Here is a 16,861-nt window from a genome sequence, read left to right as displayed (position 1 = left end):
GACGATTTGTTTGTGCCCTACTTCCCAAGGCTTTTTCAGATATCAGCAGTGCTGATTGCCGCTATTAAAGCCAGTGAGATTTTGTTGGGAGCATCTGCTGGTGCACTGATCGGTCTACTGGGTGGTGCAGGTGTCGCCTTAGGTTTGTTATTCAAAGACATTATCTATGACTGGTGTTGTACGGTGATTATCTACGCTGATGGTCTCTATAAACCGGGTGACTATGTAATAGTGGACGGAGTAAGTGGTTTTGTTCAGATAGTCAGTATTGGTCTGAGAAGTACAACACTTCTTATTACTGAGTGGGGTTCTATCAAAAAACTTCCCAATTCTAAAATGATTGCTGGAGTTGTGGAAAATTGGTCCCAGAAGACTGGCAAGACCTTTAAGTGGGGCATAAATTTAACTCTGAAAGTTGATGGAACTTCAGCTGATAAAACTACCAGAATTTGTGAGGCTATTAAAGAAAAAATACCGACTATCGATGGCTTGCACAAGCAGAAAATGAAAGTTTTGTTTTCCCACATTGAAGATAATGCTAGGGTAATTAAAATTATAGTATATGTGATTGATACCAACCTCTACACTGCTGCCCAGCAATCCTTGAATATAGCAATATTAGAAATCCTGGAGAAAGAGGAGATTGATCATCTGCATATTGAGCTGGAAAAGCAACTTGAAGACTACAAACAGATGAAGGGAAATTTAGTTAGTGAGGTGATATCTAAATCCTAGCAATCCTTTGAACAAGGGATGCAGCGCTCGTTCCCTTCGAAGCTGCATCGCTTTTAGGCGCGACAATCGCGCAAATTTAATTCTTAATCGGTCAAGGGCACCTTTGAAATTAGGCAAAAATTCTAATAAAATTCCCAGGCCCGGGCCCCGCGCCCGGGTCCCTTCTTTTTTACAAATATGAGATGCACCCAAGATAGTAAACGTTTCAAACTGGCTCCTAGGGTGCTGCGCAGACGGGCAATTGCTCTAAATCATGTTTATTGCATACCTAGCACGCCTAGCACTATTGGGTAAATTGGCAACTTCTAGTAAAATTATTTCACCAATCGATTAGTTATCGACTTGCCATCGACTTGCCATTTAGCTAGGCACAGGTCGATCTCTGCTGTTGTCTTTTCGTCGAAACTATGGAAAACCTTAAAAGTACATTCAACACGACAATCAACCTAATCAAAGCAAGGATCTTTGATACCGACTTCAAGCTCGCCAACATTCCTGTTTCCACGATAGTGATTGTGGTGCTCATCCTCCTCGTCACCCAGATATTGCGAGGCTTGTTCACTTCAATAATCATTGACAGACTCGAGCGTCTGACTAGCCGTACAAAAACCACCCTAGACTATGAGTTAATTAGGATTCTTAAGCAACCATTAGGCTGGCTAATTTGGATCGGTGGACTATGGGTAGTACATCTAGTTGTGGCCACCCATCTTACTCCTGAACAGAATCAGAAAATCCCCGAGATTCTGTTTGTGAGCGCTCTGTTCATTGCTACCTATATTCTTTACCGTGCTGCGCCACTACTGGGGGAGCTTCTAGCCGGATTGGCGGCCAACACTGAAACTGAACTTGACGATTTGTTTGTGCCCTACTTCCCAAGGCTTTTTCAGATATCAGCAGTGCTGATTGCCGCTATTAAAGCCAGTGAGATTTTGTTGGGAGCATCTGCTGGTGCACTGATCGGTCTACTGGGTGGTGCAGGTGTCGCCTTAGGTTTGTTATTCAAAGACATTATCTATGACTGGTGTTGTACGGTGATTATCTACGCTGATGGTCTCTATAAACCCGGTGACTGGGTAGTAGTGGACGGAGTCAATGGTTTTGTTCAGATAGTCAGTATTGGTCTGAGAAGTACAACACTTTGTATTATTGAGTGGGGTTCTGTCAAAAAAGTTCCCAATTCTAAAATGATTGCTGGAGTTGTGGAAAATTGGTCCCAGAAGACTGGTAAGACGTTTGAGTGGGGCATAAATTTAACTCTGAAAGTTGATGGAATTTCAGCTGAGCAAACTTCCCGAATTTGTCAGGCTATTAAAGAACTAATCCCGACTATCGATGGCTTGCACAAGCAAAAAATGAAAGTTTTGTTTTCCCACATTGAAGATAATGCTCGGGTAATTAAAATTATAGTATATGTGATTGATATCAACCTCTACACTGCTGCCCAGCAATCCTTGAATCTAGCCCTATTAGAAATTCTGGAGAAAGAAGAGATTGATCACCTGCATATTGAGCTGGAAAAGCAAATTGAAGACTACAAACAGATGAAGGTAAATTTAGTTAGTGAGGTGATATCTAAATCCTAGCAATCCTTTGCACAAGGGATGCAGCCGATGCAGAAAGCGAACAGGTAAACTCCCCAATTAAGGCGCAACCGTCGCTATTTACGCCGTCTACTAGCTAATACTTTTCGGTCAATCCCCGAGTTGATTGACCGATTTTTTTTTATACAAACAGATATTATACCTTTCAAACTGGGTCATAATTTGCTGCGCAAACGGGCAATTGCTCTAAATCCTGTTTATTGCATACCTAGCAGGATTCGCTAAATTCGCAACTTATAGTAAAATCATTTGAGCAATAGACTGGCCATCGACTGGCCATCGACTTGCCATTTAACTAAGCACAGGTCGATTTCTGTTAGTGTATTTTGGTCGAAACGATGGAAAACCTTAAGGGTACATTCAACAGTACAATAAACCTAATCAAAGAAAGGATATTTGATACCGACTTCAAGCTCCCCAACATTCCTGTTGCCACGATAGTTATTGCGGTGGTAATCCTCCTCCTCACCCATATATTGCGAGGCTTGTTCACTTCAATAATCATGCACAGACTCGAGCTGATAACTAGCCGTACAAAAACCACCCTAGACGATGAGTTCATTAGGATTCTTAGGCGACCATTAGGCTGGCTAATTTGGATCGGTGGACTATGGCTAGTACATCTAGTTGTGGCAACCCATCTTAGTGATACACAGAATCAGAAAATCCCCGAGATTCTGTTTGTGAGCGTTCTGTTCATTGCCACCTATATTCTTTACCGTGCTGCTCCACTATTGGGGGAGCTTCTAGCCGGATTGGCTGCAAAAACTGAAACTGAACTCGACGATTTGTTAGTTCCCTACTTCCCAAAGCTTTTTCAGATAGCAGCAATCCTGATTGCTGCCATTAAAGCCAGTGAGATTGTGTTGGGGTCATCTGCCGGTGCACTGATTGGTCTACTCGGTGGTGCAGGTGTCGCCTTAGGTTTGTTATTAAAAGACATTGTCTATGACTGGTTTTCTACAGTGATTATCTACGCTGATGGTCTCTATAAACCTGGTGACGTGATAGTATTGGACGGAGTAAGTGGTAGGGTTAAGATACTCAGTATTGGTCTGAGAAGTACAAGGCTTCTTATTACTGAGTGGGGTTATATCAAAAAACTTCCCAATTCTCAAATGATTGCTGGAATTTTTGCAAGTTGGTCAGATCAGGCTGGCGATACGGTTGAGTGGGGCATAAATTTAACTCTGAAAATTGATGGAATTTCGTCCCAGCAAACTAGGCGAATTTGTCAGGCTATTAAAGAAAACGTTTCCTCTATCGATGGCTTGCACAAGGATAAAATTTTAGTTGTATTTTCCAGCCTTGAACAGAATGCTCGTGTGATTAAAATTAGGGTATTTGTGATTGAGCCCAAGCTCTACTATGATGTCCAGAGCAACTTGAATCTAGCGGTATTAGAAATCCTGGAACAAGAGGAGATTGATCAGCTGTATGTTTCTCTGAGAAAGGAACTTAACTGGTGGAGTGAAATAAGTATGAATTAGAAACAATCGTAAGCTATCAGCTATCAGCGTGTCGCGTATCAGCTATCAGCTTTTGAATAAAATAAGCTGACGGCTGACCACTGACGGCACCTCAAGCAGCGTGCGCGTAGCGCATATGCATACGGGAATTCGGAGCACGGAAGAGCACAGCTTCATCCTCTCATTCCATTGACATAGGCAGCTGTCAAGGCTTGTTGAGGTGATTCAAAAATCTGCTCCACACAGCCGTATTCAATCAATCGCCCCACTGCTTCTTTAACCCAGAAGACGGCAGTATAGTCAGCGATTCGTCTAGCTTGAGCTAGGTTGTGGGTAACAATCACCAGGGTGTAGCGTCCCCTGAGCCTAGCGATCAAATCTTCGACTACACCGCTGGATATGGGATCGAGGGCACTACAGGGTTCATCTAACAGGAGTACTTCCGGTTGCAATACCAAGGCACGGGCAATGCACAGGCGCTGCTTTTGACCACCAGACAGAGCAAGAGCCGAGGTGTGGAGTCGGTCTTTGACTTCATCCCACAAACCAACATCCCGGAGTGCGGTTTCTATGAGCTGAGCAATGTTATCCCGGTTTTTAACACCATGTTCCCGCAACGGAAAGGCCAGATTCTTCCAGATTGAGAAGGGAAAGGGACTCGGCTTTTGGAAAATCATTCCAACACGACGGCGAAGTGCAATTAGCTCCATAGCACCACGCTTTGCGATCGCATCCATCCGAGGACTCAGCACATCCAGGGAACCAAGGCGAATCCTACCGGTAACTTTAGCATTAGGAATCAAATCTGTCAAGCGGTTGAGGCAACTTAAAAAACTAGTCTTTCCGCAACCAGATGGTCCCACTAGTGCGGTAATGGAACCTGTATAAATTGGCAACGATACATCAGCAAAGGCCGGTTTTGTTCCATAATGTAAACATAGCCGATCGGTCTGAATCAATGGGTCGTTTATAGACTGGCTTACCGGTAATTTCTCAATTGTATCTAAAGGGTTAACCATTGTTTTTGGTAATTGGAAATTCTAGCGGTTTTCAATTTGGTGAGGTACTTTCGTCGTGGGTTTTAGGGAACAGGTAACAGGGAACAGGGAATCGGGAATCGGGAATCGGGAATCGGGAATCGGGAATCGGGAATCGAAAAAAATGTCTACCTCATAGCTATGAAAAACTCTATAGTAATTAGTAATTGGAAATTGGGAATTAGTTGCGTAGGGTGCGTTAGGGGAGCCGGGGATTTTCCGCCTCGTAACCAGCGTTAGTTTGCTGCCCGTAACGCACCACTAGGTCAAACAGTTTTAATGAGATGCACCCAACCAATACTCAGTGATCCATGCTGCTGTACCATTAATCAGCAACAACAACACCAGCAACACTAAAGCTGAGGCGTAAGCATTAGCATTTCCCCCTGTTACATTCATCGACAAATCGAAAATATGAATCGAGAGCGATCGCCCAGAATCGAGCAAAGACTCTGGCATCCGATCCACATAACCACTAGTAAATATCAGTGCTGCGGTCTCAGCGATCGCTCGCCCTATGCCTAACACTAATCCCACCACTAGTCCCGGTGCTGCCGCTGGTAACAGCAAATTCCAGAGAGTGGTAGTGCGGGATAAACCAAGGGCAGTGGCAGAAAGCCGATAATCATCACTAACGGCGCGAAACCCTTCCTCTGTTGATCGAATTAGGATTGGCAACACCATACAGGCTAATGTTAAGCCCCCAGACAAAATCGAAAAGCCTAGCCCTAGGGTTTTGCAGAAAAAGGCATTGCCAAATAGTCCAAAGACAATTGACGGTACTCCTGCTAACACATCTAAGCTACGACGAACCAGACGCCCGAAAATACTCTTAGTATCTGTGAACTCAGCTAGCAGTATTGCTGTTCCTACTCCAATCGGAACAGAAACGGTCATACATACACCTAAAATTAGGACAGTGGAGACCAGAATTGGAGCAATCCCTCCTTCCCGTCCAGCATTCTTTGGTGGAGTAGTCAGGAATTCCCAGTTAATTTGCCCGACACCGTGCCAGACTATATCACTCAAAATCCAGAGGAATACAGCAGTTACAAACAGTGCGATCGCCCAAATCATCACCGTTGAAACTTGGAAGTTGTCGGTTGTCGGTTGTCGGTTGTCGGTTGCAGGTTGCAGGTTGTCGGTTGTCAGTTGTGGCTTGGTTTTGGGAGGATTCTTAGTCATAGATTCCTCCATTGCTGATCATTTCTGCAATTGCTACCAGTACTAAAATTATTGCCATCAGCAGCAAGCCACTGACAAAAAGTGCTGAGCGGTGATTGCCCATAGCGTAAGCCATTTCCAAGGCGATATTGGCAGTAAGAGTTCGCATCGGCTCAAATAAGCTTTTGGGAATTTGCACCACATTGCCACACACCATCAGCACCGCCATAGTTTCTCCAATCGCCCGTCCTGTTCCTAAAATCAAGCCAGTAAACAGCCCCGACTTAGCAGCCGGAAACACAACACCTCTGACTGTTGCCCAGCGGGATAGTCCCAGGGCTGCTGCTCCCTGTAGGTATTCTGGGGGGACTTTGGCAAAGCTAGCCTCTGCGGTCAGAGCAATAGTTGGCAAAATCATCAGGGTCAGAATCGCTATTCCAGCTAGGAGACTGGCTCCTGGTGGCTGAAAGCGTCCAATTAACGGAACTAGCTCCACCAAACCCCAGAAGCCATAAACAACTGAGGGCATCCCTGCCAACAATTCAATTAGCCGTCGATAAAGTCCAGCAATGGGTGGAGGCGCGTAATACTGACAAAATACTGCAGATAGAATGCCCAGGGGTGTGGCTACTAGCATCGCCCCAGCCGTGAGGAATAGGGTGCCCCAAAGCATGGGGGTGAAGTTGTACAGAGTCTCGGCAGGATGCCAGGATGGATCAGTAAAAAAGGGGAGTAATCCCACTTCTCCCAATACTGGCAAGGCTTCCGTGATTAGGAACACAAGAATCAGCACCACGATAGCACCAGCCACCACAGCACAGCCTTGTAGGATCGAGATCAGGAGAGTATCACTCCGAAAAAAATTGAGCATTTAGAATTTAGAATTGGGAATTTAGAATTTAGAATTTAGAATTTAGAATTTAGAATTGGGAATTTAGAATTTAGAATTGGGAATTTAGAATTTAGAATTTAGAATTTAGAATTGGGAATTTAGAATTGGTAAGGAGCAAAGGTATAATTCTTCATTCTTCATTCTTCATTCTTCATTCTTCATTCTTCATTCTTCATTCTTCATTCTTCATTCTTCATTCTTCATTCTTCATTCTTCATTCTTCATTCTTCATTCTTCGAGGGGGACAAAGTTTTGCTCTTTAACAATGTCTTGTACCTTTTGCGATCGCGAAAACTCAATAAATGCTTTATCTAACCCAACCGGAATAGTTTTGCTCACTAACGTCAGGGAACGAGATAGGGGGAATGTGCCGTTTTGAACATTTTCTGTGGTTGCCGCTATTCCAGCAACGGGCAGTAACTTAATCGGAACATCCTGTTTGCTGCTATATTCTGCTGTGCCAATGGAGACATAACCAATCCCATTAGGATTACCCGCCACGGTCTTAATCCCCTGCTCATTATCCCCAATCACCACATCTGCCTTAATCTCGCTATTTTTGAGCTGGAAGTACTTGAGAAATAACTCCAAGGTAGAGCGCCCCTCGGCTTTGTTGACTACTGTAATTGGTGCCCTCTTGCCTCCCACATCTTGCCAGTTATCAATTTTGCCCTGATAGATATCCAAAATCTGTTGATTACTCAGGGATTGCACCGGATTAGTTTTATGGACGATAATGCCAATCCCATCACGAGCGATCGCAAACCCTTGCAGATCTTTCTCGCTCTGCTTGAGGTCACGAGACACCATCCCAATATCAGCGACTCCTTGGCGAGCATCTGCAATACCGCGAGACGAGCCTCCTGTCTGCACATCCACCCGTACACCAGGATTTTCTGATTCAAAACGCTTGCCAATTTCCGACGCCAGGGGGGCTACTGTACTAGAACCGGTTAAAACTAACTTACCCTGCAACTGATCTGTTGATTGGGTAGCTACTTCTGGGGATTGGGCACAGGATTGTAGCCAAAAGCAAGCTACTAAACCCATAGACATTGATGCGAGAGTTGTTAAATTTTTCATCAATCATCAGTCAGTCATCTTATCTAGAAACTAGTGATAGTGCTCAGCTAAGCATATGCGCTACGCGAACAGCTATCAGCTGTCAGCCGTCAGCTAATCAACGGTCGGGAGTCAAAAAGCTGGGGGGTGCTGGTATGGCTGCTTGAAAATCCCTGCACGTTTTACTGATCCGAACCCGTGCAGTTAAAGCCCCTGCTAGCACCTCAAGTACCGTGGCACAGGCTTCTAGCCTGTGATCCGCATAAGCACCTCAAGTAGCGGATACGCTGATAGCTGATAGCTGACGGCTGAATGCTTACCTCAAAACTGAGCACTTACTCAGCACGTTTTTAATCAAAACAAAGGCAACAACATCCCAAATCAATTGCTCTATTACCATTGGCTTGCCGAATGGCGAGGGAACACTGATAAAGCACCGCCTTACCATCTCGCGTCGCCCTCACAAATCCCTCATCCCGCAAAACTCTGAGATGATGGGATAGCAGACTTTGCTCTATTCCCAAGACAGCCTTGAGCTCCCCAACATGTTTTGGTCCTTCCATCAGGATTTCCAGAACAGTGAGACGAGTGTTGTCCGCTAAAACTTTCAGCTTACGGACACAGAAGGCTTGAGATGATGGACTTTTTGAGTTCATGATTCAGGACTTGTTAGCAGTTGAATTATCATTTATATGAAAATCCATTCATATTATAATCAAAAAAAACTCTGATTGGATCAAATCAAAGCACCACCACAACTGGAACCAGACCCTGCTGTACAGCCATAGCAATAGGAAGCAGTTCGAATTTCCTCAATTATGTCTAAACTTCCTGCTTCGATCAGTTTACTAACTGTCAACCTTTCTCCAGTGCCAGACGTTGCTGCTACATTTTCCATCTGATTAAAATCGCAATCGTAGACATTACCCAGATAGTCAATAGACAATTCATTGCGACACATCAAATGCTGCACCGTAGTGGCATTGAAACTGTTTTCTAGAAACGCCATATAGGGAGCATATAGCTTGGTGCGTTGTAAATGAAACTTTGTTCTACCAACGGGGATATTGGTAATTGTAAATAGCTGGTTGAAGTCAATATCAAACTGTTTTTTTAGGAACACTTTATAATCCTTTTCCAACTTAACCTGATTAGGAGTGAGAGAAAACTTTTGACTCAGTGGCAACGAAGGATTGTAGACCAAATCAAGAATTAATTTGGGGTTTCTCCCATAGCCCAACCGATTCAGCCATTGAATCGCCCGAATCGAATCATCGTAAACCCCTTTGCCCCGCATTTTATCTACATTATCTTCCAGATAACAAGGCAAAGAAGCCACTACTCGTAATTGGTGCTTAGCGAAATAGTCAGGTATATCCTCATATCCCGGTTCAAAATAAATGGTCAAATTTGACCGAACAATCACCTCCTTTCCGGTTTCCCATGCTGCTTCAACTAATGGCTTAAAGCCATAGTTCATCTCTGGTGCGCCACCAGTCAAGTCAATTGTCTTAATTTGAGGAAACTGATGAATCAGCGTAATCAGCTGGTCACAAATTTCTGGAGAAAGTTCTTCAGTTCGTTTAGGACCAGCTTCCACATGGCAGTGAGCACAAGCTAGATTACAACGCTTCCCCAGATTAATTTGTAAAACCGTGATTGGCTGTTTCCTTAAGGGAGCTTGCAGTTTTTTGCGGAACGGTGTAACAGCTGAAACGTCTGTTTGAATCATATTTTTATCGCCTTGGGATTGTGAGACTTATTTAGTCTAAAGTCTGTTCGCGAAGCGTCGGCTTCGCCGAAAGTCTAAATTATTACTTATCAACTAGGATTTAGTCTTGGGTAAATCTGAAGTATGAAGTGTGAAGTATAGCAGAAGTCAGAAGTCAGAAGTCAAATGTCAGAAGTCAAACTCTTGCGCTTCTTGATGCAATAGCGAGTGGGGGAAACCCCCAAGACCGCTTAGGTGCGCTTTCCGCATTAAGAATTAAATTCGCCACGGGTCGCACCTCTGCATCGCTTACTTAGGTTTGAGACTAATGTCGATGTCCTAACTGCCCTGGCGACTGCTATATAAAGTGATAGTTATGCTTTGATAAACGTTAATGGTACCATGGATTGGTTAATTAAAAACTCCTATTTTTTTTATCCTTCACCTTCCCGGACAAGAGACGCTTAAGGCGAACATCCTTCAGACTTCAGACTTCAGACTTTCGGCGAAGCCGACGCTACGCGAACAGACTTTATCCTTCACTTCTAACAACAACCACCACCAATATAGTGCCAAGTTGAATCGGTGATTAAGATTTCTTCTGGATTCACCTTTCCTAATTTCGCAGCTGTTTTATCACAAACAGCTGCTGGCACACCACGGGAAAGGATGTGTCCCGCATTGTCATCAAAAAACTCTTCCGCGCCCATGTAAATTGCTGTCTTGCCAGTAAAAATACATGGTCCATCCTCTGGGATCACAACTTTGAAAGAAACAGAATCCAGACTTTCCAGCAGCAGGGGTTCTTCGAGGTTGTAGTTTTGGCAATCCAGAAGCCGATAGGGACGCTTTGCTCGAATTTCTACTTGACCAAAACCTGACTTGACCAGGTGCTGGACATAGGATTGATAAGTGAGCGCACCAGACAGACACATAGCTCGTAGCCGCTCATCTTCCTGTAGATGGGGTGGAATCGGACGAGTTGCAATCGGGTCACTCATTAACAGTCGTCCACCTGGTTTTAAGACTCGATAGGCTTCTTTGAGTGCCTTCATCAGGTCAGCTGGTTCAAAGATGTTGAATAGGCAATTCTGAGCAACCACATCTACAGAATCATCTGGCATAGGTAGGGCAAAGGCATCCCCTTCCCGAATTTCCACAAAACTGTGGTCAAACCAGGAATTGTCTTCAGCAGCAATCTTCAGGTTACGGGTAGCAGCCTCCCGCATGGCCTCGACTGGCTCAACAGCAATCACACCCCCTGGACGTTGGGAAAAATAAGCAAACTGTAACGCCTCCAAGCCACCACCAACACCGACATAGAGGACCGTTGGCTGATTGCTGAGTTCGGTGGGATGTACCGTAGTACCGCAGCCATAATTCATATCCGCCATCATTGGAGGAATTTTCAGTCCTGGCAGTTGTAAGGGGCTACTTTGGACACAACACAAACCAACTTGGGGTTTTTGGGCGACTTCAGAATAAAATTCAGCAGTTGTTTCGAGATAGGTCATCTGAATCCTTTACTTGGCAAAGATGGTAATGCTATTGATAATAGGGTGGAAATTGAAAACTAATTTTGAACCAGTATAGTTCCTCAGTTGAGCTTTAATGCTACAAAATTCATGTATCTTCTGATCCCAAATCCCAGTTCAAAACCTCGTTGATTATTTTGATCATCATAGTAAGCGTTGCGCGGACATTGTCATCTTCGAGAAGGCTTCGCCTATGTCTAGCCGCGATTTATAGCAGAAGTCATTTGTCAGAAGTCATTTGTCAGAAGTCAAACTCTTGCGCTTACTTAGGTTTGAGACTTTTGTCATGTCCTAACTGCCCTGTCTTGATGCAATAGCGAGTGGGGGAAACCCCCAAGACCGCGCTGCATCGCTGGCGACTGCTATATTATTCGTTTAGGCTATAGGGAAGCTACAATAGGGAATTTGGAATTAACGCGCTGTTGCAGGCTTTTGCTCCAATTTGTCTTCAGGTAAGCAACGGTACAATCCCTTGCCTCACCCTTAGATGCTATTAAACTCATGCCAGATGAATTTTTCGAGTAGTACACCATGAATTTTTACTGAGATTACCACGCGATCGCTCATGGTTAGGGCATGGAATAATGGGGTAATCAGGTGATCAAGTGTAAGCATATGCGCTACTTGAGGTGCTGCTTGAGGTGCCGTCAGCCGTCAGCTGTCAGCTTTTTTGATTCAAAAGCAGCTCAACTAGAGTGCGCTATTGGCATAAACTGTTCCCGTAGCGTGGCCATTCGCTTAGGGTGGCCTTTGGCCTTGACCTTTGGCTGAGAGCTGAGAGCTGAGAGCTGATAGCTGAATGCTTACGATCAGGTCATGGGGTGACTCTGGTGACTCGGGTGACTCGGGTGAGTGTGGACTATTCTACAAGTGATTAACCAGACTTCATCTAAGACAGAAACTATAGTGTCCACTCAACACTGCCAATCACCTCTGAGCAGAAGAGTATGGTAGAAAGAGCTACCTAAGCAATCAGGGAGTTGATGAATGTCGAAAAACCAGTATGCAGAACGCCTCAGACAACAAGAGAGAGTTTACCTCAGGCGTGTTGCTGATTACTCTTCACTACAGTCGATACCAGAAATCTGGCCCCTTGCTGCCCAACGCTTTGGGTCAATCATTGCTCTGCAAGACCCTCACGCTGTGGGAGCTCATGGTGCTCCAGCTTCGACCCTGACCTATACCCAGTTGCACGAGCAAATCGAGCAATTTGCGGCTGGATTACAATCCCTAGGCTTCCAGCCAACACTGGATGAAAAGGGTATTCCTACCCGAATTGCTTTATTTGCTGATAACTCTCCTCGATGGCTAGTTGCGGATCAGGGGATCATGACTGCAGGAGCAGTAAATGTGGTGCGCTCAGGTCAAGCAGAACGAGAGGAATTGCTTTATATTCTCGAAGATAGCGGTAGCACTGCTCTGGTGCTAGAAAACCTCAAAACTTTGGAAAAATTAGGCGATCGCTTGGATGGGCTACCGATTGAATTAGTGATTCTCCTTTCTGAAGAACAACCACTATCGACCGGATCATCCCGACAGATTGTTAACTATACCCAACTCATGGAAGCCGGGGCATCTCGGTCTGTTACCAAAGCTAACCATAACCGGGAAACCTTGGCAACTCTGCTCTATACGTCTGGTACCACAGGTAAACCCAAAGGGGTGATGCTGAGCCATGGTAATCTCCTGCATCAGGTCAACACCCTTGGTACAGTAATAGAAATCCAAAAAAGCGATCGCGTTCTTTCTATCCTGCCTACCTGGCACGCCTACGAACGCTCAGCAGAGTATTTTCTATTATCTCAGGGTTCCACCCAGATTTACACCAACCTGCGCCATGTCAAAAAAGACCTTAAAACCTTCAAACCTAACTTTATGGTCGGAGTACCCCGACTGTGGGAATCGATTTATGAGGGAGTGCAAAAGCAGTTTCGTGAGCAACCGGAAGGTAAGCAGAAATTAGTCCAAAACCTGCTAGGGTTCAGTCAACGCTACATTGAGGCACGGCGGCTTGCTCAGGGGTTGACCTTAGATAATTTAAATCCTTCACCAATCCAAAAACTATTGGCCACAGTGCAAGCTTCCTATTTATGGCCGGTTCATCAATTGGCTAATAAACTAGTTTATCAAAAAGTCCGGGAAGCCACTGGGGGAGAAATCAAGCAAGTCATTAGTGGTGGGGGTTCCTTAGCTCGGCACCTGGATAACTTCTTTGAGATTATTGGTGTCGAAGTCCTAGTCGGCTATGGCTTAACCGAAACCTCTCCCGTAACTAATGCCCGGCGTTCCTATCGTAACCTGCGTTTTAGTGCTGGACCACCTTTACCGGAAACTCAAATCCGGATTGTTGACCCTGAGACTCATCAGCCTTTACCCCAAGGTCAACGAGGCTTGGTGATGGTAAAAGGAGCACAGGTGATGCAGGAATATTATCACAAACCAGAAGCTACCGCTAAGGCAATTGATCCAGACGGATGGTTTGATACGGGGGATTTAGGTTGGGTGACCCCCCAGAATGATTTAGTCCTAACTGGCAGAGCCAAAGATACTATAGTTCTGACCAATGGGGAAAATATCGAGCCACAACCAATAGAAGATGCTTGTTTGCGCAGTGCTTACATTGACCAGATTATGCTAGTGGGTCAAGACCAAAAGGCATTAGGTGCCTTAATAGTACCAAATCTAGATGCCTTGCAAGGGTGGGCAGCGGCTCAAAATCTTACCCTTGATGTATTCGCTCAAGATGTTGATTTAAATACTAAAGAGGTTCAGACTTTATTCCGGTCTGAATTAAACCGAGAAGTCCAAAATCGACCAGGTTATCGGCAAGATGACCGCATCAGCACCTTTAGGCTGATTCTAGAGCCGTTTTCCCAGGAAAATGGCATGATGACTCAAACCTTTAAAATCCGACGACCTGTAGTCACAGAACGCTATCGCGCTATCATTGACGGGATGTTTGCGTGAAGTACCCCAACCTGCTTGACCAAAGGTCATGGGATTGCTCGCATTCTCAGGTCAATTCAGGGACGGTCTTATTCGTCTTATCGGCAAAGCCGACGCTACGCGAACAGGTTTCCCGCGCGCGTCCCCGACGCCTAAACCAGAGGCGCTTTCCTAGGCCGGGTTCCCCGGCCTAGGAGGCGCGCGCCTGCTGGAATTGGTCGTTGACGAGGCGTCCACAGGCAGACATCCGCCTTCTATCGACGTATAACTTTTACGACAGACTTACCATGGAATTACAGCTCTATGGCTAACCAGCCGGGGCAAGTCTCTTCCCTGAGCTGGAGCTAGTACTTTGTAAACCTTTCATAAGGTAGCCTTTTAGTCAGTCAGGCGGGTCAACGACCAAGTTGATTATATCACGAATCGTCGTAAGTTGAGGCGCGACCCCGTAATTAAATTCTTCAAACGGAAAGCGCGCCTCCGTAGTCTCGCTATCCATCCCCACCTTCAAAGAAGGTGGGGAATTCCGCGAGTTTCTGTTAAAACTTTAGAAGGTTAAGAGGTGTGGGCCTCAAACCTTGAGACTGAACCTCAATCTTCTTTTGAAGAATTATTGAGCAATATAACCAGTCAAACTCTCAATCCCTCAAAGTTACATAGTGGAACGCATATGGACGACTCTAATAAGAACTTACTCTTGAAACGGCCAATTAATATCAAAGCCATCGTTACCCCTCGATGGAAGGAAGAGGTTCAGCAACAACTACAAAATCAAATCAACCAACTCGACGGCCAACTGCAACAGATTGATCTGCAGGGACAAAAAGCGATCGCTGAGATTAAAAACCAGAGCGTGAATCCTCCTGGTCCTCAGGTATCGCAACAAATTGAAAGCATTCAAACCCAGGTCAATCAAAAGAAAAGTGAACTGCTAGAGCAGAAAAACCAGCAACTTCAGCAACTACAACAAGTCCAAACCCTTGAACTCGACCAGGAAGTTAGTCAAGGTCAGCTAGAAAGCTTCTTCAGGGTGGAAGAGGGAGATAACCTAGTCAAAAAGATGAACGTGGAAATTCTGCTGCGGGATGGGGTTATCGAAGAGATTCGCGGTGATATTTAACGGAAACACAGGACATGAATAAACAGGGATACACGGATATCTGATTATCCGTGTATCCCTGTTTAAAAATCTCTGTATTGTCTTTCACGCCTTTGCCATAGATCCAGCCATTACTGGCAAAATTCCGTTGACCAATCCTGATGACCCCGTCCCTCTCGACAGGTAAACTGTTGACCAGCCCACATGATCTGCCACTTTTTGCCAGTTTGGGCTGATTCCTTGGGTGATAACTCAATACGATACCGGATGCCACGTACAGAGTCATCCGGTAAACCCGTTTGAGTGATGGTGACTACCGCTTGATCAGGTTGAGGATAATCTACCTTGACCTGTTGATCAAAGTTTCCTTCAATCAACGATTGGTTTTGACCAAAGGTAGATAATGCGATCGCTTTTGGATCGGCACCAATCAGTTGATCCGGTTTTGCCTTATTGGCTAGGTCAATGGCTTTATAGTCTTCTCGCTTAGTCTGGACATTAGCAGGAGACTGAATTGGTTTGGGTTCAGGGGGTTTGCTAATCAGATTGCAAGCACTCAGGATTAGGATAATACCTGTAAGCGCGGTCAGGGAAAGTTTTTTGTTAAGCATCTCATATCAAGTTGCATTCGATAGAAATCAAGCTAACTTGTCGGCTGTTGACAGTCAACTCTCAACGATCAACATTTAACAGTCAACAGTCAACACTTAACACTTAACACTTAACAAAACACATTATCCCCGGGGGCCCAAGTCCATCTAATTACTGATGGCATTATTTATAGCGCTTGAACACTGACCCAGCACCGATAGCACCCAACATCAACAGACCCAATGTCGAAGTTGGTTCGGGAACTTTCTTAGAAGGCTTAGGGGGATCTGGGAAATCGGTAAACTTGATGCCAGAAACCGCACCACTTCCTGGTAGTTTAATATCCAGCTTGGTCACTGAATACTCAGGAAGATAGCTGAAATCGTAAGTGGATAGGGAGTTGTCTGTGCCAAATTTTAGTGATTGTTTCTCTGTTGTGCCATCCTCCAGAAACGCTTTAACATATCCGTTTTTATTCTTCGGATTCTCATCAATGTCTAGAAGCGTGACGTAATCAACAGAAACGGCTTGATCAAAAACAAAGGAAATGATACCACCGCCAGCCCAGTCATCGGGTGTTTTACTTTTGTCCTCGTTGATAATTAGAACGTTACCCTGTGGCTTCGTACCAAATGAAGGTCCCGTGGCTAAGTCATCGTCTCCACCGGTGCATGTAATCCCAAAATCAGGTCCGCAATTGCTGTTGAATAACCTTAAGGGATGATTAGACCCTTTGTTACTGGTTATATGCACACCGAATTTTGCCCATTGCTCACCAATATTTTTCTTAGTCCCCGCCTTGAGAATGTTACCAGCATCATCCTTTTCAAAATCCAGTAAGTATTCATCAGCTAGAGCGGGATTACCACCTACTGTTCCCAAAGTAACTAAGGCAGCTGTGAGCGTAACTGTTGATAACTTTTTCATGGTTTTTCAACCCCTCAATACTGACTTAATTTTAGCGCTAAAATCTTTTTTTATATCTTTTTTTGAGGATTTTTATTAACCTTTACTAT

The 16,861-nt window shown here is 44.8% G+C and carries 16 protein-coding genes; 6 read left to right on the top strand and 10 right to left on the bottom strand.

The annotated features are described in order from the left end of the window. The 3 genes from F6K63_RS14690 to F6K63_RS14680 all read left to right on the top strand — a co-directional run. Nucleotides 1-735: mechanosensitive ion channel family protein (locus F6K63_RS14690; RefSeq protein WP_287263297.1), on the top strand; the 735-nt coding region annotated here is incomplete at its 5' end. 407 nt (nucleotides 736-1,142) lie between these two features. Further along, nucleotides 1,143-2,321 carry a mechanosensitive ion channel family protein gene (locus F6K63_RS14685; protein ID WP_287254198.1) on the top strand — a complete coding sequence of 393 codons (1,179 nt, stop codon included), beginning with the start codon at nucleotides 1,143-1,145 and terminating at the stop codon, nucleotides 2,319-2,321. Nucleotides 2,322-2,842: 521 nt separating this feature from the next. Continuing rightward, nucleotides 2,843-3,829 carry a mechanosensitive ion channel family protein gene (locus tag F6K63_RS14680; protein WP_287312514.1) on the top strand — a complete coding sequence of 329 codons (987 nt, stop codon included), beginning with the start codon at nucleotides 2,843-2,845 and terminating at the stop codon, nucleotides 3,827-3,829. Nucleotides 3,830-3,981: 152 nt separating this feature from the next. Here the strand turns inward: F6K63_RS14680 and F6K63_RS14675 are convergent, their stop codons facing one another. The 4 genes from F6K63_RS14675 to F6K63_RS14660 all read right to left on the bottom strand — a co-directional run bounded on the left by F6K63_RS14675 (nucleotide 3,982) and on the right by F6K63_RS14660 (nucleotide 7,984). Continuing rightward, entirely contained in the window at nucleotides 3,982-4,827 is an 846-nt protein-coding gene (locus F6K63_RS14675; protein WP_287312513.1) for a phosphate ABC transporter ATP-binding protein, read from the bottom strand. 294 nt (nucleotides 4,828-5,121) lie between these two features. Further along, nucleotides 5,122-5,922 carry a phosphate ABC transporter permease PstA gene (gene pstA, locus F6K63_RS14670; protein WP_502708316.1) on the bottom strand — a complete coding sequence of 267 codons (801 nt, stop codon included), beginning with the start codon at nucleotides 5,920-5,922 and terminating at the stop codon, nucleotides 5,122-5,124. Nucleotides 5,923-6,022: 100 nt separating this feature from the next. Further along, a complete protein-coding gene (gene pstC / locus F6K63_RS14665; RefSeq protein WP_287312511.1) occupies nucleotides 6,023-6,880 on the bottom strand; it encodes a phosphate ABC transporter permease subunit PstC in 858 nt (285 codons plus the stop codon). Between the two features lie 249 nt (nucleotides 6,881-7,129). Then, a complete protein-coding gene (locus F6K63_RS14660) occupies nucleotides 7,130-7,984 on the bottom strand; it encodes a phosphate ABC transporter substrate-binding protein (RefSeq protein WP_287312510.1) in 855 nt (284 codons plus the stop codon). Between F6K63_RS14660 and F6K63_RS14655 the strand changes: the two genes are divergently transcribed. Further along, nucleotides 7,969-8,130 (top strand): hypothetical protein, encoded by a 162-nt coding sequence (locus F6K63_RS14655; RefSeq protein ID WP_287312508.1) that lies wholly within the window; start codon nucleotides 7,969-7,971, stop codon nucleotides 8,128-8,130. The genes F6K63_RS14660 and F6K63_RS14655 overlap by 16 nt on opposite strands. 183 nt (nucleotides 8,131-8,313) lie before the next feature. Here the strand turns inward: F6K63_RS14655 and F6K63_RS14650 are convergent, their stop codons facing one another. The 4 genes from F6K63_RS14650 to F6K63_RS14635 form a co-directional block, all read right to left on the bottom strand. Further along, nucleotides 8,314-8,619: an ArsR/SmtB family transcription factor gene (locus F6K63_RS14650; protein ID WP_071102920.1), complete on the bottom strand. Its 306-nt coding sequence runs from the start codon at nucleotides 8,617-8,619 to the stop codon at nucleotides 8,314-8,316. An 80-nt stretch (nucleotides 8,620-8,699) separates the two neighbouring features. After that, nucleotides 8,700-9,695 carry an arsenosugar biosynthesis radical SAM (seleno)protein ArsS gene (gene arsS, locus F6K63_RS14645; protein ID WP_071102919.1) on the bottom strand — a complete coding sequence of 332 codons (996 nt, stop codon included), beginning with the start codon at nucleotides 9,693-9,695 and terminating at the stop codon, nucleotides 8,700-8,702. A 524-nt stretch (nucleotides 9,696-10,219) separates the two neighbouring features. Beyond that, nucleotides 10,220-11,188 carry an arsenosugar biosynthesis arsenite methyltransferase ArsM gene (gene arsM / locus F6K63_RS14640; protein WP_071102918.1) on the bottom strand — a complete coding sequence of 323 codons (969 nt, stop codon included), beginning with the start codon at nucleotides 11,186-11,188 and terminating at the stop codon, nucleotides 10,220-10,222. Between the two features lie 504 nt (nucleotides 11,189-11,692). After that, nucleotides 11,693-11,824 carry a hypothetical protein gene (locus F6K63_RS14635; RefSeq protein ID WP_267875534.1) on the bottom strand — a complete coding sequence of 44 codons (132 nt, stop codon included), beginning with the start codon at nucleotides 11,822-11,824 and terminating at the stop codon, nucleotides 11,693-11,695. A 372-nt stretch (nucleotides 11,825-12,196) separates the two neighbouring features. On the opposite strand from F6K63_RS14635, the gene F6K63_RS14630 reads away from it, so the two are divergent. Beyond that, nucleotides 12,197-14,176, top strand: a complete 1,980-nt coding sequence (locus tag F6K63_RS14630) for an AMP-dependent synthetase/ligase (RefSeq protein ID WP_071102917.1) — start codon at nucleotides 12,197-12,199, stop codon at nucleotides 14,174-14,176. Between the two features lie 649 nt (nucleotides 14,177-14,825). Next, complete coding sequence (locus tag F6K63_RS14625) at nucleotides 14,826-15,275, top strand: YlqD family protein (protein ID WP_044495479.1); 450 nt, start codon at nucleotides 14,826-14,828, stop codon at nucleotides 15,273-15,275. A gap of 110 nt (nucleotides 15,276-15,385) precedes the next feature. On the opposite strand, the gene F6K63_RS14620 is transcribed toward F6K63_RS14625, so the two are convergent. After that, nucleotides 15,386-15,865 carry a hypothetical protein gene (locus F6K63_RS14620; RefSeq protein ID WP_287250086.1) on the bottom strand — a complete coding sequence of 160 codons (480 nt, stop codon included), beginning with the start codon at nucleotides 15,863-15,865 and terminating at the stop codon, nucleotides 15,386-15,388. Nucleotides 15,866-16,028: 163 nt separating this feature from the next. After that, a complete protein-coding gene (locus F6K63_RS14615; protein WP_008190414.1) occupies nucleotides 16,029-16,772 on the bottom strand; it encodes a PEP-CTERM sorting domain-containing protein in 744 nt (247 codons plus the stop codon). Between the last annotated feature and the right edge of the window lie 89 nt (nucleotides 16,773-16,861).

The sequence above is a fragment of the Moorena sp. SIO1G6 genome (assembly GCF_010672795.1).
In the GTDB taxonomy this organism is placed as follows: Bacteria; Cyanobacteriota; Cyanobacteriia; order Cyanobacteriales; family Coleofasciculaceae; genus Moorena; species Moorena producens.
This window is presented reverse-complemented; position numbering and strand designations above follow the sequence as displayed.

Coding starts and splice junctions, on each gene's coding strand:
- F6K63_RS14685 (WP_287254198.1), top strand. CDS start 1,143: ATGGAAAACCTTAAAAGTACATTCAACACGACAATCAACCTAATCAAA.
- F6K63_RS14680 (WP_287312514.1), top strand. CDS start 2,843: ATGCACAGACTCGAGCTGATAACTAGCCGTACAAAAACCACCCTAGAC.
- F6K63_RS14675 (WP_287312513.1), bottom strand. CDS start 4,827: ATGGTTAACCCTTTAGATACAATTGAGAAATTACCGGTAAGCCAGTCT.
- pstA (WP_502708316.1), bottom strand. CDS start 5,922: ATGATTTGGGCGATCGCACTGTTTGTAACTGCTGTATTCCTCTGGATT.
- pstC (WP_287312511.1), bottom strand. CDS start 6,880: ATGCTCAATTTTTTTCGGAGTGATACTCTCCTGATCTCGATCCTACAA.
- F6K63_RS14660 (WP_287312510.1), bottom strand. CDS start 7,984: ATGAAAAATTTAACAACTCTCGCATCAATGTCTATGGGTTTAGTAGCT.
- F6K63_RS14650 (WP_071102920.1), bottom strand. CDS start 8,619: ATGAACTCAAAAAGTCCATCATCTCAAGCCTTCTGTGTCCGTAAGCTG.
- arsS (WP_071102919.1), bottom strand. CDS start 9,695: ATGATTCAAACAGACGTTTCAGCTGTTACACCGTTCCGCAAAAAACTG.
- arsM (WP_071102918.1), bottom strand. CDS start 11,188: ATGACCTATCTCGAAACAACTGCTGAATTTTATTCTGAAGTCGCCCAA.
- F6K63_RS14635 (WP_267875534.1), bottom strand. CDS start 11,824: ATGCTTACACTTGATCACCTGATTACCCCATTATTCCATGCCCTAACC.
- F6K63_RS14630 (WP_071102917.1), top strand. CDS start 12,197: ATGTCGAAAAACCAGTATGCAGAACGCCTCAGACAACAAGAGAGAGTT.
- F6K63_RS14625 (WP_044495479.1), top strand. CDS start 14,826: ATGGACGACTCTAATAAGAACTTACTCTTGAAACGGCCAATTAATATC.
- F6K63_RS14620 (WP_287250086.1), bottom strand. CDS start 15,865: ATGCTTAACAAAAAACTTTCCCTGACCGCGCTTACAGGTATTATCCTA.
- F6K63_RS14615 (WP_008190414.1), bottom strand. CDS start 16,772: ATGAAAAAGTTATCAACAGTTACGCTCACAGCTGCCTTAGTTACTTTG.